This window comes from Sphaerisporangium rufum (genome assembly GCF_016863395.1).
In the GTDB taxonomy this organism is placed as follows: Bacteria; Actinomycetota; Actinomycetes; order Streptosporangiales; family Streptosporangiaceae; genus Sphaerisporangium; species Sphaerisporangium rufum.
Genome location: NZ_BOOU01000031.1, coordinates 112,520 through 126,738, shown reverse-complemented (window position 1 = coordinate 126,738; position 14,219 = coordinate 112,520). Strand labels below are relative to the sequence as shown.

At 71.7% G+C, this 14,219-nt stretch carries 10 protein-coding genes; 7 read left to right on the top strand and 3 right to left on the bottom strand.

Annotated elements, in window-relative coordinates; translation table 11 throughout:
- Positions 1 to 2,042, bottom strand: a 2,042-nt coding sequence (locus tag Sru01_RS10375) for a right-handed parallel beta-helix repeat-containing protein (RefSeq protein ID WP_203983806.1), incomplete at its 3' end; no start/stop codon positions are given.
- Between the two features lie 449 nt (positions 2,043 to 2,491).
- Positions 2,492 to 3,262: a FadR/GntR family transcriptional regulator gene (locus Sru01_RS10370; RefSeq protein WP_203983804.1), complete on the bottom strand. Its 771-nt coding sequence runs from the start codon at positions 3,260 to 3,262 to the stop codon at positions 2,492 to 2,494.
- A 145-nt stretch (positions 3,263 to 3,407) separates the two neighbouring features.
- Between Sru01_RS10370 and Sru01_RS10365 the strand changes: the two genes are divergently transcribed.
- The 7 genes from Sru01_RS10365 to Sru01_RS10335 all read left to right on the top strand — a co-directional run bounded on the left by Sru01_RS10365 (position 3,408) and on the right by Sru01_RS10335 (position 12,476).
- Positions 3,408 to 4,703, top strand: a complete 1,296-nt coding sequence (locus tag Sru01_RS10365; RefSeq protein WP_203983802.1) for an ABC transporter substrate-binding protein — start codon at positions 3,408 to 3,410, stop codon at positions 4,701 to 4,703.
- A gap of 4 nt (positions 4,704 to 4,707) precedes the next feature.
- Entirely contained in the window at positions 4,708 to 5,694 is a 987-nt protein-coding gene (locus tag Sru01_RS10360) for a carbohydrate ABC transporter permease (protein ID WP_203983800.1), read from the top strand.
- Complete coding sequence (locus Sru01_RS10355) at positions 5,694 to 6,521, top strand: carbohydrate ABC transporter permease (RefSeq protein WP_203983798.1); 828 nt, start codon at positions 5,694 to 5,696, stop codon at positions 6,519 to 6,521. The genes Sru01_RS10360 and Sru01_RS10355 overlap by 1 nt, the downstream gene beginning before the upstream one ends.
- Position 6,522: 1 nt before the next feature.
- Positions 6,523 to 7,755 carry a mandelate racemase/muconate lactonizing enzyme family protein gene (locus Sru01_RS10350; protein ID WP_203983797.1) on the top strand — a complete coding sequence of 411 codons (1,233 nt, stop codon included), beginning with the start codon at positions 6,523 to 6,525 and terminating at the stop codon, positions 7,753 to 7,755.
- A gap of 116 nt (positions 7,756 to 7,871) precedes the next feature.
- Positions 7,872 to 8,543, top strand: a complete 672-nt coding sequence (locus tag Sru01_RS10345) for a FadR/GntR family transcriptional regulator (protein ID WP_203983796.1) — start codon at positions 7,872 to 7,874, stop codon at positions 8,541 to 8,543.
- 223 nt (positions 8,544 to 8,766) lie between these two features.
- Entirely contained in the window at positions 8,767 to 10,602 is a 1,836-nt protein-coding gene (locus tag Sru01_RS10340; RefSeq protein ID WP_203983795.1) for an ABC transporter ATP-binding protein, read from the top strand.
- A gap of 353 nt (positions 10,603 to 10,955) precedes the next feature.
- Positions 10,956 to 12,476 (top strand): helicase HerA-like domain-containing protein, encoded by a 1,521-nt coding sequence (locus Sru01_RS10335; protein ID WP_203983794.1) that lies wholly within the window; start codon positions 10,956 to 10,958, stop codon positions 12,474 to 12,476.
- A 72-nt stretch (positions 12,477 to 12,548) separates the two neighbouring features.
- Here Sru01_RS10335 and Sru01_RS10330 read toward each other — a convergent pair whose 3' ends face one another.
- Positions 12,549 to 14,087, bottom strand: coding sequence for a cellulase family glycosylhydrolase (locus Sru01_RS10330; protein ID WP_203983793.1), 1,539 nt, complete (start codon positions 14,085 to 14,087; stop codon positions 12,549 to 12,551).
- Positions 14,088 to 14,219 lie beyond the last annotated feature (132 nt).

Here is a 14,219-nt window from a genome sequence, read left to right as displayed (position 1 = left end):
CCGCTCGCGATGTCCAGGCACCGCCCCGAACCCACGCCCTTGATGGCGCCCGCCGGAGCCGGGGTGGGCGTCGTCGACGGCGAGGGCGACGGCGAGGTGCCGCTGCGCGGACCGGCGGCCGCCATCACCGCCTGGGCGCCCGAGGGCCACTGGCCGTTGGCCACCACCACGTTGTTGTTGACGACGTTGCCCCGGTCGTTGCCGATGTTGGTGGTGCCGCTGGTCGTCCAGTTGCCGGTCAGCGTGTATCCGCCCATCTCCGGCCGGGGGCCGTAGTTGGCGGTGGCCCAGGTCCCCGAGCCGTTGAACACGTTGCCGGTGGCGGAGTAGTACCGGGAGCCCTCGTCGAAGTAGAGCCCGAACCAGCCGTTGGGCCGCAGGCAGTGGTTCCCGCTGATCTGCGCGCCCGGGTTCGCCGACAGGGTGTAGATGCACCCGCCATCGGTCATCTGCTGCATGATGTCGTGCACGTAGTTGCCGGTGACCTTGTTGCCGGACGCGGTGGTGGCGGTGGTGTACCTCGGCTGGTAGTTGTACAAACCGCGGTTGGCGTAGTCGTTGCTGCCGCCGGCGTCGTTGGCGCCCCAGCCGTAGCCGACGTTGATGCCGGAGTACGGCAGGTTGTAGGCCTCGTTGTTGGCGATGGTGGCGTTGGTGACGTAGGTGGCCATGACCGAGACGTTGCCCCGGTACTCCACCGCCAGGTCGTGGATGCGGTTGTCGCTGATGGTGATGTTCCGGTTGACCATCCGCTGGTCGCTCGGGTGGTGGGCGTCGGCGCGCACCCCGCCGACGATCACACCGCCGGCCGAGACGCGGGCGATCTCCGACCTGGTGATCGTGATGTCACCGGCACCGAGGCCCACCCCGCTGGCGTGCGCGTTTGCGTCGTTGCCGATGCCGATGGCCGTCTGCCCGAGGTTGACGAACTGCGAGTCGCTGAAGGTGATGTTGTTGGCCGCGGAGATCTGCACGGCGGCCGGCATCTGGCTCCAGTTCGGCCGGGTGGCCTCGAACTGGGTGCAGCCGCTGGTGCACGAGCCGAACGAGGGCCAGTTCCAGTTGCCGGCGGCGTAGGCGCCGGTCTGCTGGTCGGCGAAGCCCTGGTTCCCGCTGGGCAGGAGCCAGCTGGTGCCGGTGAAGGTGATCCCGCTGAACGCGATGTGGTGCGCCGGCGCGTCATAGGTGCCGCCGACGTTCACCAGGGACTGCACCACCGGCAGCTCGATGCTGAGGTTGTTGATGTTCTGCCCGGCGGCCGGGATGTAGTAGAGCGCGCCGGTGCCGGTGTTCAGGTACCACTCCCCCGCCGCGTCCAGGAACTCGTAGGCGTTCTCCAGGTACAGCGGGCCCGCCCGGAACGGCGCGGTGAAGACGTCGTAGCCGAAGGTGTTGTTGCTCCACCCCGGCTGCTGCATCGTGATCAGGTTCCCGCTGATGCTCTGCACGGTCACGTACCGGTCGGTGAAGGAGTTGACGCTCTCCAGCTGGATCCGGTTCTGGCCGGCCAGGTTGTTCAGGTAGCTCAGCGCGGAGTTGGAGAACCGCAGTCCGGCGCTGGTCGGGGTGAAGTCGGCCCGGTTGACCTGGGTGCGGGCCCGGGTGGCGATGGCCCCGTTGACGTACAGCTGCCGGGACTCGATCCCGGTGCCGACGTCGGCCCGCCAGATGTTCTTGCCCGAGTCGGCGACCGTCCAGCCGGTGACCGCCCTGGACCCGCTGACCGCCGGGCGGGCGCCCGGCGCGGCCTGCCACCGGACGGTGTGGCCGCCGGTGCCCGAGTCGGCGGCGGTGAACCGCAGCGGCACGGTCTGCCGGTACACACCGTCGGCCAGCTGCACGACGATGTCATCGGACATCGACCCGGCCAGCGACCGGACCGCCGCCTGCGCACCGGACAACGAACACGGCTCGGCGGCCGAGCAGGTGCTGCCGCCGCCGTTCGGCGCCGCGTAGAGCGTCGTGACGGCGGCCCGCGCCGACGCGGCGGGCAGGACCACCGCCGCCACCGACGCCGCCACGGCGACCAGACCGGCCAGCATGGATCGCAACGTTACATGTGGTGAGAATGGGTGCACGAAGCTTCCTTCGGGGTTCGGGGCACGCCCTTCTGAGGCCGATCGCGCCGTCTCATGGCTGGCGCGGGCCGCGCGACGTCGCCGCGCCGGCGGCGTCATCGGCCCGCAGGCCCGGAAGGAGCCGTCCCCGAGACCTGATTACCCATTACGAGCGGGTCGCCGGGCGCCGTCAAGACGTTAAGCATGCTTATTTTTTCCGGCCGGCGCCTGGCGCGCCGGGCGCCGGTCGTCCTGCCGCGCGCGACCGGCCCCGATCCCGCCACCGGCCGCGCCGCACCCTGGTAACCGTCATGAACCTTTCACGGATTCGGCCCGGCGAGCCCGGCGATCGGCGGCCGGAGAATGACGACGGAGGGCCGATGAGTCATACTCATGCCATGCCACGGTCGGATCGGCGCCACGCCGCGGGCGGGCTAGCGGCGAAGCCGCGCCGGATCGCCCGGTCCGCCGCGGCGGACCAGCCACGCCTCGGTGATGTGGGTGAACATCGCCTCCGCCGCCCCGTCGGGGTCGTGCGCCGCGATGCGCTCGTAGACCCGCCGGTGGCCGAGGTTGGAGGCCACGCACAGGGCGCGCTCGGTGCGGCCGGTGTAGCGGGCGGTGTTGACGGCCTGCGCCTCCAAGGCCCGGACCACCCCGCGGGCGATGCGGTTCCCGGACGCCTGCATGATCGTGTCGTGGAAGGCACGGTCGTGGTCGGCGTAGACGGCCGGGTCGTCGACGACCTCGTCCATCCGGTCCACCAGGGCCCGCAGCCGGTCGATGACCTCCTGGTCGGCCAGTTGTGCCGCGACGTGCGCCATGTCGGACTCCAGCACCCGCCGGGTGACGACGAGGTCGTCCAGCACGGTGAGGCCGTCGTCCTCGGCGATGGTGGCCGCGAGCACCAGCTCGTCCAGCATGTCCCACAGGGCCGGCGAGGTGACCATGGTGCCGGTGCCCTGGCGGACGTGCACCAGCCCTTTCTCCTGGAGGACCTTGACGGCCTCGCGGACGACGGTCCGGCTTACCGAGAAGGCCGCGCACAGCGCCGGCTCGGGCGGCAGCGGTGTCTCCGGCGGGTACACCCCGCGGACGATGCGCTCCACCAGCTCCGCCGTCACCGCTTGGGCGAGGTTGGCCGGGCGGCGCACCCAGGCGGGGGGCGCCGAGTCGCCCGCCGGCGATCGGTGTGATGCCGTCATCTCCCCCTCCAGCGGGCCGCCGGGGACGGCGCCACTCCTGCCTCACAGTATATGCCACGCAAATATTGACGATAGACGTCATACGAGTTACGTTTCGCCGAAGATGGCCGGGCGAGCCGGCGGTCCTTCGGAGAGTGAACAGCGCATGAGGCAGCGAACACTATGGCCGGCCCTGCTGGTGGCGGCCCTCACCTTGACCGGCTGCGGCAGCGCCACGCGGCCAGAGACGTCATCCTCCACCGGCGCCACCGGCGGCGCGTCCGGCGCGGCGCAGGGGAAGCTGGTCGTCTGGGACTGGAAGTCCGGGGACAAGGCGGCCGCCCCCTACATCGAGAAGGCGAAGGCCGACTTCGCCAAGCAGCACCCCGGCGTCACCGTCGAGTTCGTCGCCCAGCCGTTCGAGCAGTACTACACGCTGCTCGGCGCGGCCATCCAGGCCGGCAAGGGGCCCGACGTCATCCTGTTCAACGGCGGCGGGCAGATCCGCGACCGGGTGGACGCGCTCCTCCCGCTGGACGAGTACGTGTCCGGCGACCGGGAGCGGCTGGCCGGCTGGGACGCCTTCAGCAAGGACGGCAAGACCTACGCCGCGCCGGTGACCCTGCAGGGCCATCCGATCTACTACAACAGGTCGCTCTACCAGAAGGCCGGGCTCGACCCGACCAAGCCCGCCACGACGTGGGACAAGCTGGTCGGCGACTGCGCGGCGATCAAGAAGTCGACCGGGGCGGCGTGCTTCGCGGTCGGCAACAAGGAAGGCTTCGCCATCCAGTTCTTCATGTCCGGCCTGGGGTCGGGCATCCTCACCCCGCAGGAGTACGACGACTGGATCGCCGGCAAGCGCGACTGGTCCTCGGCCGGGGTGAAGCGGATCTTCCAGCTGTGGAAGGACACCGGCGAGTCGGGCCTGAACAACAAGGGCGCCAACTCGACCGCGATGTTCAACGACGCCTTCGCCGTCTTCCAGTCCGGCAAGGCCGCGCACGTCATCGGGCTGATGTCCGACGTCGGCCACTGGAAGGACTTCGCCGAGTTCCTCCCCGGCGACCAGCTGGGCGTCATGAAGGCCCCGGTCGTCCAGCCCGGCACCACCCCGAGCCTGGCCTACGACGGCGGCATCGGCTACGGGGTCGCCAAGTGGACCAAGGACCCCAAGCTCGCCGCCGACCTGGTCCGCTCGCTGTCGTCGACCGAGGCGCTCACCGCCTTCTACTCCTCGGCGGGCGCGATCGCGTCCGACACCACGATCGACGTGTCCCAGGCCGGACCGGCCGTCACCACGATCGTGTCCGACCTCAAGGGCGGCAAGCCGGCGCTGCACGTCGCGCTGTCCTCCAAGACCCTGGAGCTGATGGGCCGGCTGTCGCAGAAGCTGCTGGACGGCTCGGTCTCGGTCGATGAGGCGGTGCGACAGCTGGCGGCCTCCGACAAGACGGGCTGACCCGGTGCCGACCCGAAGTTCCTCGCCGCCCGCGCGCCCGGCCGCCCCCGAGCGGGCCGGGCGGGCGGGTGCCCGGTGGCGACCACCGCACGCGGGCACCGGGACGGCCGCCGGGCGGCCGTCCCGCGCGGCGCGTTCCGAGCGGCTGGCCCCCTTCGTCCTGGTGGCGCCGGCCGTGCTGATCCTGGTGTTCCTGCGGCTGTATCCGCTGGTGCTGGGGGTCAACTTCTCCTTCACCGGCGACGGTGACCGCAACGGCAGCCCGGTCGGCCTGGACAACTACGTGTACCTGTTCCAGGACCCGCTGTTCCGGGACGCGCTGGGCAACGTCGGGCTGCTGGTGCTGCTCCTGCCGGTGGCGGTGGCGATCCCCGGACTGCTGGCGACGTTCATCTACCTGCGCGTCCCCGGGCACCGGCTGTTCCGCAGCGTCTACTTCTTCCCCGCCGTGCTGTCCCCGGTGATCGTCGGCGCGATCTTCAACCTGCTGCTGGCCTACGACGGCCCGGCGAACGCCGTCCTCGGCGCGTTCGGGCTCGGTCCGGTCGACTGGCTGGGCGACCCCGCGGTGGCGATGATCACCGTGGTCGGCGTACACGTGTGGGCGACGTTCGGCATGGCGCTGGTGGTGTTCCTCGCCGGGTTCGCCACCCTGAACTCCTCGCTGCTGGACGCGGCCCGGGTGGACGGTGCGACACTCCCGCAGACGATCTGGCACGTGATCATTCCCGGCCTGTCGCGTACGATCCAGTTCGTCTTCGTGACCACGATGATCGGGATGCTCACGTCCATGTTCGGCCTGCTGTACGTCATGACCAGCGGCGGCCCGGGGGGTGCGACCTACCTGCCGGAGTTCTACATCTGGATCCAGCAGGGCAAGATGAACCGCCCCGCGCTCGCCTCCGCCGCCTCCACCGTGCTGTTCCTGGTCATGCTGGTGGTGGGGCTCGCGCAGATCGGCCTGCTGCGCCGCTCGGGACGGGAGGACTGATGCGCGGCGCGCGCCTCGGCCGGTGGGCGGCCGCGGTCCCCATGGCCCTGCTGGCCCTGGCCACGGTCTATCCCCTGCTGTTCACCGGCAACGTCGCGATGAAGACCCGGCGGGACTACATCCTCGACCGGTTCGCGCCGGCCGACTCGCTGAACGCCGACAACGTGGTGACGGCCTGGACGAGCGTCGGGATGGGCCGGTACTTCGCCAACTCGCTCATCGTGGTGACGGCCTCGGTCGTCATGCTGCTGCTGATCGGCTCGATGGCGGGCTTCGCGCTGAGCCGGCTGCGGTTCCGCGGCTCGTCGGTGGTCTTCCTGGGCTGCCTGGCCGCGCTGTTCGTGCCGTTCCAGGTGATCATGGTGCCGCTCGCGCGGGTCATGGCGGACAGCGGGCTCATCGACACCTATCCAGGGCTGGTCCTGGCCTACGTCGCCCAGTTCCTGCCGTTCACCGTCTTCCTGATGACCAGTTACTACGCCACGATCCCGATGGAGATCGTGGACGCGGCCCGCATCGACGGGAACACCATCTACGGCGTCTACCGGCGGATCATGCTGCCGCTGGGCGCCCCGGCACTGCTGTCGGTCGGCATCCTGGACGCGCTGTTCTGCTGGAACGACGTGCTCATCGCGCTGCTCATGATGCCGTCGGCCGAACACCGCACCCTGATGGTCGGGGTCACCTCGCTGCAGGGTCAGTACTCCGACGACATCCCGACCTTCGGCGCCGGGGTCCTCATCGCGGCCGTGCCGGTGCTGATGATCTACCTCTTCCTCCAGCGCCAGATCGCCGACGGGGTCACCGCCGGCTCCACGAAGGGCTGACATGCGGATCACCGGTTACCGGACGCTGACGACCGTGCAGGATTGGGGTCGCCCGGTCGGCGACGCCAACGGCGTCTTCGCCGACGGCTGCGTCCCGATCGGGATCGTCCTGGTGGACACCGACGAGGGCGTCACCGGGGTCGGCCTCGGGCCGCACGCGGGGCTGGAGACGGTGTTCGCCGCGATCGAGGGGGAAGACCCCCGCGGGGTGGCCGCGTTGTACGACCGCATGCTGCGGCGGGTCTTCAAGGCCGGGCACGCGGGTTCGGTGTTCGGCACGATCGGCACGCTGGACACCGCGCTGTGGGACATCAAGGCCCGGCTGGCGGGTGAACCGCTGTGGCGCCTGCTGGGCGGGAGCGACCGGCGGGTGCCCGCCTACGCCTCCGGCCTGGACATCGGCCTCACCGACGACGAGCTGGTGTCCTACTACGAGCTGCACACCCGGTACGGGCTGCGGGCGGCCAAGATCAAGGGCGGGCTGGACATCGACCGGGACCGCCACCGCCTGACGCTGGTGCGCGATGTGCTGACCGAGGCCGCGCACGGAGCCCGGCCGGCGCTGATGCTGGACGTGAACGAGGCGTGGACCCGCAAGCAGGCGGTCCGGCACGTCTGCGAGCTGGAGCGCACCCTCGACCTGACCTGGATCGAGGAGCCGGTCCGCCGCTGGGACGCCCAGGGGCTGGCGGTGGTGGGCCGGGGCGTGCGCGCCTCGGTCGCCGGCGGGGAGAACCTCACCGGGCTGGAGCAGTTCGTCCCGCTGATCGCGGCCGGCGGGCTCGACATCGTCCAGACCGCCGCGGTGTGGGGGGTGACCCATTTCATGCGGGTCGCCAGCCTGGCCCACGCCCACGATCTGCCGGTCAGCCCGATCGGCACCAATCCGGTCGGGCTGCTGCACGCGGCGACGGCGGTGCCGAACCACATGGTCAGCGAGCTGCAGAACCTGCGGCCGCCGCTCGGGCTCACCTTCGACCTGCACGTGTCGGAGGGCGCGTTCGTGCTCGGCGACTCCCCGGGGCTGGGCATCACGGTCGACCAGGACATGATCGCCGCCCGCCCCGTCCTGCCGGGCGGTGTGCCCGCCGACGGCCCGGAGGTCCGGCCGGAACGGGCCGGGCGCCGCCTGTTCCCGGTGACCGAGCGCGGCCCGGTCGCGCCCCGGCACCACGTGGGTCATCGAGACCGCGGTCCGGTGCGGCCGGACGACGAGGTCACCGTGGTGCGCTGAGCGTCCGCGCGCCGCCGGACCGGGACCGGCCGGGCCGGACCCGCGCGGTCCCCTCCCCTAAACTGCTGGAGATCCGCGGGCCGGTGGGCCCGCCGGAGAACAGTGGAGGTGGCTCCGTGGCGCTCACGGACGCGGCGATCGACAAGATCAAGCAGATGATCATGTCGGGTGAGCTCGCCCCCGGTGACCGGCTGCCCCGGGAGACCGACCTGGCCGAACGGCTCGGCCTGTCCCGCAACTCGCTGCGGGAGGCGGTGCGCGCGCTCGCGCTGATCAACGTGCTGGACGTCCGGCAGGGCGACGGCACCTTCGTCACCAGCCTGCAGCCGCATCTGCTGCTGGAGGCGATGTCGTTCGTCGTCGACTTCCACCGGGACGACACCGTGCTGCAGTTCCTGGAGGTGCGGCGGGTCCTGGAGCCGGCCGCCACCGCGATGGCCGCGGTGCACATGTCCGAGGCGGAGGTCGCCGAGCTGCGGTTGATCCTCGACGACCTGCCCGACGGGCCGAGCGTGACCGAGCTGGTCGCCAACGACCTGCGCTTCCACAAGCACATCGCCGCCGGCTCGGGCAACCCGGTGCTGTGCTCGCTCATCGACAGCCTGTCCGGCCCGACGACCCGGGCCCGGGTGTGGCGCGGCCTCACCCAGGAGGGGGCGCTGGAGAAGACCCGGGAGCAGCACGTGGCGATCTGCGACGCGATCGCCGCCCGCAACCCCGAGGTCGCCCGGGCGTGGGCGACCGTGCACGTGGCGGGCGTCGAGGAGTGGCTGCGCCGCACGCTCTGACGGCCGGCCGGGGGCCGGAGTGACCGCCGAAATCAGTCACTCGCCATTCGGATATCGCACCAGATATCTACCCTGCCGGAATCGTGAATCATTCGATGACCCCCGGCCGCCGACCTGCGAGTCCATTCGTTTCCCGGCCGGCGGACCGGGCTAAAACCATTCGCTCGGTCCACGCCTCCTTCGGCACCATTGATTCATGGCGACGAGGTGAGGGGGCCTTTTCATGCGGAAATCGAATGATCCACCCGGCGACGATCCACCGGCCCGGCGGTCGGCGGTGCTGCTGGCGCTGCACTACTACTTCGGAGAACTGCGCCGGCAGTGGCGCATCGCGGTCCCGGCACTGACCCTGCCGGCCCTGGGCAACATCTGCCTGCTCTACCTGGCGCCGCTGATGGTCGCGGCGATCGTCGGCCGGCTGGCGGCCGGCGGCGGCGGCACGACCGTCGCGCCGCTGCTGCCGTACGTGCTCGGCTTCGGTGGACTGCTGCTCGCCGGCGAGGCGCTGTGGCGGGCCGGCATTCACTTCCTGAACCGGACCGACGCCCGGGGAATCGAGCGGCTGTGCACGTTCGGCATGGACCGGCTGCTGGAGAAGGACACCGCGTTCTTCCACGACAACTTCGCCGGCTCGCTGACCAAACGGGTGCTGAGTTTCGCCGGCGGTTTCGAGCCGTTCGTGGACACGCTGACCTTCGCGGTCTTCGCCAAGCTGGCACCGTTGCTGTTCGCCTCGGTGGTGCTGTGGGGCTACCACCCGCTGCTGGTGGTCGTGCTCATGGGCCTGATCATCCTCACCGGCCTGGTGATCGCCCCGCTCATCCGCCGCCGGCAGCGGCTGGTCGACCGGCGCGAGGCCGCCAAGGTCCTGGTGTCCGGGCACGTCGCCGACGTGCTGGCCAACATGGACACCGTGCGCGCCTTCGCCGCCGAGGACCGCGAGGCCGCCGAGTACCGCTCCCGGCTGGCCGAGCAGCGCCGGCTGACGCTCCGCGCCTGGGACTACGGCAACCTGCGGGTGGACACCGTCGTGGCACCGCTGGCGGTGATCACCAGCACCGCCGGCCTGCTGATCGCGGTCGGTCTGCGCGGCGGCCTCGGCGTGGAGGCCATCGTGGTGACCTTCAGCTACTACACCAGCGCGGTCGGCATCATGTTCGACTTCAACCAGATCTACCGGCGGATGGAGAGCACCCTCACCGAGTCCGCCCAGTTCACCGAGCTGCTCCTCACCCCGCCCAAGGTGACCGACCCCGGCGACCCGCAGCCGCTGGGCCCCGCCGACGCCGGCGTCCGGTTCGAGCGGGTGGCGTTCGCGCACGCCGGGCAGCCGCCGCTGTTCGACGGCCTGGACCTGGACATCCCGGCCGGCACCAAGGTCGGCCTGGTCGGCCGCTCCGGCGGCGGCAAGACCACGCTCACCCGGCTGCTGCTGCGGCTGATGGACATCGACGGCGGCCGCATCCTGATCGGCGGCCAGGACATCGGCCGGCTGCGCCAGGCCGACCTGCGCGGCCTGATCGCCTACGTCCCGCAGGAGCCCGCCATGTTCCACCGGTCGTTGCGCGACAACATCGCGTTCGCCCGGCCGGGCGCGAGCGACGCCGAGATCCGCCAGGCCGCGGTGGCCGCGCACGTCACCGAGTTCGCCGACGCCCTGCCGGACGGATTCGGCACCCTGGTCGGCGAGCGCGGGGTCAAGCTCTCCGGCGGTCAGCGGCAGCGGGTCGCCCTGGCCCGCGCCATCCTGCGCGACGCGCCGATCCTGCTGCTGGACGAGGCGACCAGCGCGCTGGATTCCGAGAGCGAGATCCTCATCCAGGAGGCGCTGTGGCGGCTGATGCGCGACCGCACCGCCATCGTGGTCGCGCACCGGCTGAGCACCGTGGTGCGGATGGACCGGCTGGTCGTGCTGGACCAGGGCCGCATCGTGGAACAGGGCGGCCACCACGAGCTCGTCCAGGCCGGCGGTGCCTACGCCCGGCTGTGGCACCACCAGTCCGGCGGCTTCCTGGTGACCGATGAGGCCGGCGACGCCGCGGACGCGGTGTCCCGCTGACCGGCCGGCGCGGACCGGGCGTCCGGTGGGGCCGGGTCACCGGCCCCACCGGACCGATATCAGCCCGCCGTGCAGGTGAGCGCGGACGGCGCTCCGTCGACGCCGCCGGAGGTGGCGGTGAAACCGGCCGTCGTGGCCGCCCCGGGCGCCAGCGCGCGGGCTCGGCGACGGGCTCGGGCTGGTGACGCCTCGGCGGTGCTCCGTGGCCGGTCCGCCCCGACCTGGGGGTCCGTGCATCCCCCGGGCCACGCCTGCGGCCGGATCGCGGAAACTTTCACCGGCGGCGCCGTCCCCGGCGCGTCCGCCGGGCGGCCACCGGGCAGGACCGACAAGGGTGGCGGGATGGGGGGCCGATGAAAGGTTATGACTTCCAGGGACCGGCGGTGGAGCTCGGAGCCCTGGTGCGCGAGGACGGCACCGCCGACGCCGCGGAGCAGATCCGGATCCCGCTGGCCATGCTGAACCGGCACGGCCTGGTGGCCGGGGCCACCGGGACCGGGAAGACCAAGACGCTGCAGGTCCTGGCCGAGCAGCTGTCGGCGCAGGGCGTGCCGGTGTTCCTGGCCGACGTCAAGGGCGACCTGTCCGGGCTGGCCGCGCCGGGCGAGCCCTCCGACCGGGTCACCGCGCGCGCCGCCCAGGTGGGCCAGGCGTGGCGGCCGGCGGCCTGCCCGGTGGAGTTCCTGTCCCTGGGCGGCCAGGGGGCGGGGGTACCGGTCCGCGCCACCATGACCGCCTTCGGCCCGGTGCTGCTGGCCAAGGTCCTCGACCTCAACGAGACCCAGGAGTCCTCCCTCGGGCTGGTCTTCCACTTCGCCGACCACAACGGCATGCCGCTGCTGGACCTGAAGGACCTGATCGCGGTCATCCGGTACCTGACGGCCACCCCGGAGGCGCTGCGCGGGATCGGCGGGCTGTCGGCGGCGACGGCCGGGGTCATCCTGCGCGCGCTGACCGGCTTCGAGGCGCAGGGCGCCGAGGCGTTCTTCGGCGAGCCGGAGTTCGACGTGCGCGACCTGCTGCGGGTGACCGGGGACGGCCAAGGCGTCGTCTCGGTGCTGGAGCTGCCCGCCGTGCGGGACCGGCCGCTGCTGTTCTCCACCTTTCTGATGTGGTTGCTCGCCGACCTGTTCCAGGTGCTCCCCGAGGTCGGCGACCCCGACCGGCCCACCCTGGTGTTCTTCTTCGACGAGGCGCACCTGCTGTTCGACGGCGCCTCCGCCGAGTTCCGCCGGTCGATCGTGCAGACCGTGCGGCTGATCCGGTCCAAGGGCGTGGGTGTCTTCTTCGTGACCCAGACGCCCGATGACGTGCCCGCCGAGGTGCTGGCCCAGCTCGGCGCGCGGGTGCAGCACGCGCTGCGCGCCTTCACCCCCCGGGACGCCAAGGCGCTCAAGGCCACCGTGTCGACCTTCCCCCGGTCCGGGTACGACCTGGCGCGGCTGCTCGCCGAGCTCGCCATCGGCGACGCGGTGGTCACGGTGCTGTCGGAGACCGGCGTGCCGACCCCGGTGGCCTGGACGCGGCTGCGCGCCCCGCGGACGCTCATGGCGGCGGCCGCCCCGGAGGTGGTCGCGGGCGTCGTCGCCGCCTCGCCGCTGTCGCGCAAGTACGGCACGGCGGTCGACCGCCGGTCGGCCTACGAGATCCTGGCGGCCCGGCTGGCCGAGCAGCAGCCGGCCGCCCCGCCCGCGCGTCCCGCTCCCGAAGCCCGGAGCGGGCGGGCCGGAACCGAACCGGAGGGCCGGCGGTCGGTGCTGGACAACGTGCTGGAGTCCAAGGAGTTCCGCTCGCTGGCCCGCTCGGCCGCGTCCGCGCTCGGCCGGGAGATCACCAGGTCGATCTTCGGCACCGCCCGCCGCGGCCGCCGCTGACCCGCCGGACGTTCTTCCGGCGGGCGTGCCGCGGGCCCGGCCGCGAGATGCGGCCGGGCCCGCAGGGTCAGGTCACGCGTACGGGTTCTGGGCGAGCAGGTGGGCGCGGAACCCCTCGCCGAACGTCTTGGTCGGGGTGCCGTTCCAGTCGGTGATGAGGATGTTGCCGGAGCTGTCGCACCCGCCCCACGGGTTCCAGGTCCAGGCCAGGTAGCCGACCCCGTTGGCGTCGGCCCAGTTCATCACCCTGTCGATGTAGTCGTGCCCGCAGGTGTTCTGCCCGATCTCCCCGGCGACCACCGGCACCTTGGCGGCCAGCGTGCCGATGGTGTTGTTCCAGCAGGTGACGTCGACGCACCCGTTGAAGTTGTAGGTGTGCCAGGCGGCCATCAGGTTGCCGGTCGGGTCGTTCGGCTGGTAGGTCAGCCACTGGCTCATGTCGTTGGTCCAGGTCAGGCCGGCGCTCATGATGACGTTGGTGGCGCCGGTGGCGCGGACCGCGTCCACCAGGTCCTGCATGCCGGCCACCTCGTAGCCGATGCCGGTGCAGGTGCCGCCGTCCCGCAGGCAGGTCCAGGCCGCCGTGGCGTCGGTCCAGTTGTTCGCCGCGTCCGGGTAGGGCTCGTTGAACAGGTCGAAGACGACGGCGTTGTCGCCCTTGAAGGTGTTGGCGACCTGGGTCCAGAACGTCGGGGCGTACTTGGCGTCGGGCATGGGCTTCTGGCAGGTCGCCGCGGCGTCCGAGCAGGCGGTGGCGGGACCGGTGTACTGCCCGTAGGACCAGTGCATCTCGACGATCGGGGTGATCCCGCTCGCCACCAGCAGGTTCACGTAGCTCTTGACCGCCTGCTGGTAGGTCGCGGCGCTCGGCCCGCCCGCGGGGACGCCGGAGGTGCCGAGCCAGCACTCCTCGTTCAGCGGGATCCGCACCACGTGGATGTTCCAGGTCTTCATCGCGTCGATGGACGCCTGGTCCACCGGCCCGCCGTCCCAGACCCCCTTGCCCTGCACGCAGGCGAACTCGCCGCTGGAGCGGTTGACGCCCAGCAGCCGGTAGGTCCGGCCCGCCGAGGTCACCAGCTTGTTGCCCGACACGCGCAGCGCGGGAGCCGCGCCGCCCGGCTGCGGGCTCGGCGACGGGGACGGGGACGGGGAGGGCGACGGGCTGCCGCTGGGGCTCGGGGACGGGCTGGGCGACGTGCCGCCACCGCAGGTCACCCCGTTCACCTTGAAGGCGGTGGGGACCGGGTTGGCGCCGCTCCACTTGCCGACGAACCCGATCGACACCGTGCCGCCTGCGGCGACGCCACCGTTCCAGGCCAGATTCCTGGCCGTGACGTGCGCGCCGGACTGCGACCAGTCGGCACTCCAGCCGTTGGTCACGGCCTGGCCGGCGGCCGGGAAGTCGAACTCCAGCGTCCAGCCGGACAGCGGGTCGCCGAGGTTGGTGATCGCCACGTCCCCCTGGAAGCCGCCCTGCCACTGGCCGGTCACGTTGTACTTGACCGAGCAGCCGGCGGGGGCCGCCGCGGCGGGGAAGGCCGCCACCGACAGGCCGGCGGTGGCCAGTATCCCGGCGGCGAGCGCCGCGAGTTTCCTACGTAGTCGCATTCAAGACTCCTCGCTATGACGGGATGACCATCGATGGCGGTGCCGTGGCTGAACCGTGCGGCACTTAAGGGTTTAAGTCAACTTCGCCGGATCGCGCCCCGCCGCCCGGCCGCCCGATGCAGCCGATCACTT

Coding starts and splice junctions, on each gene's coding strand:
- Sru01_RS10370 (WP_203983804.1), bottom strand. CDS start 3,262: ATGACGGCATCACACCGATCGCCGGCGGGCGACTCGGCGCCCCCCGCC.
- Sru01_RS10365 (WP_203983802.1), top strand. CDS start 3,408: ATGAGGCAGCGAACACTATGGCCGGCCCTGCTGGTGGCGGCCCTCACC.
- Sru01_RS10355 (WP_203983798.1), top strand. CDS start 5,694: ATGCGCGGCGCGCGCCTCGGCCGGTGGGCGGCCGCGGTCCCCATGGCC.
- Sru01_RS10350 (WP_203983797.1), top strand. CDS start 6,523: ATGCGGATCACCGGTTACCGGACGCTGACGACCGTGCAGGATTGGGGT.
- Sru01_RS10340 (WP_203983795.1), top strand. CDS start 8,767: ATGCGGAAATCGAATGATCCACCCGGCGACGATCCACCGGCCCGGCGG.
- Sru01_RS10335 (WP_203983794.1), top strand. CDS start 10,956: ATGAAAGGTTATGACTTCCAGGGACCGGCGGTGGAGCTCGGAGCCCTG.
- Sru01_RS10330 (WP_203983793.1), bottom strand. CDS start 14,087: ATGCGACTACGTAGGAAACTCGCGGCGCTCGCCGCCGGGATACTGGCC.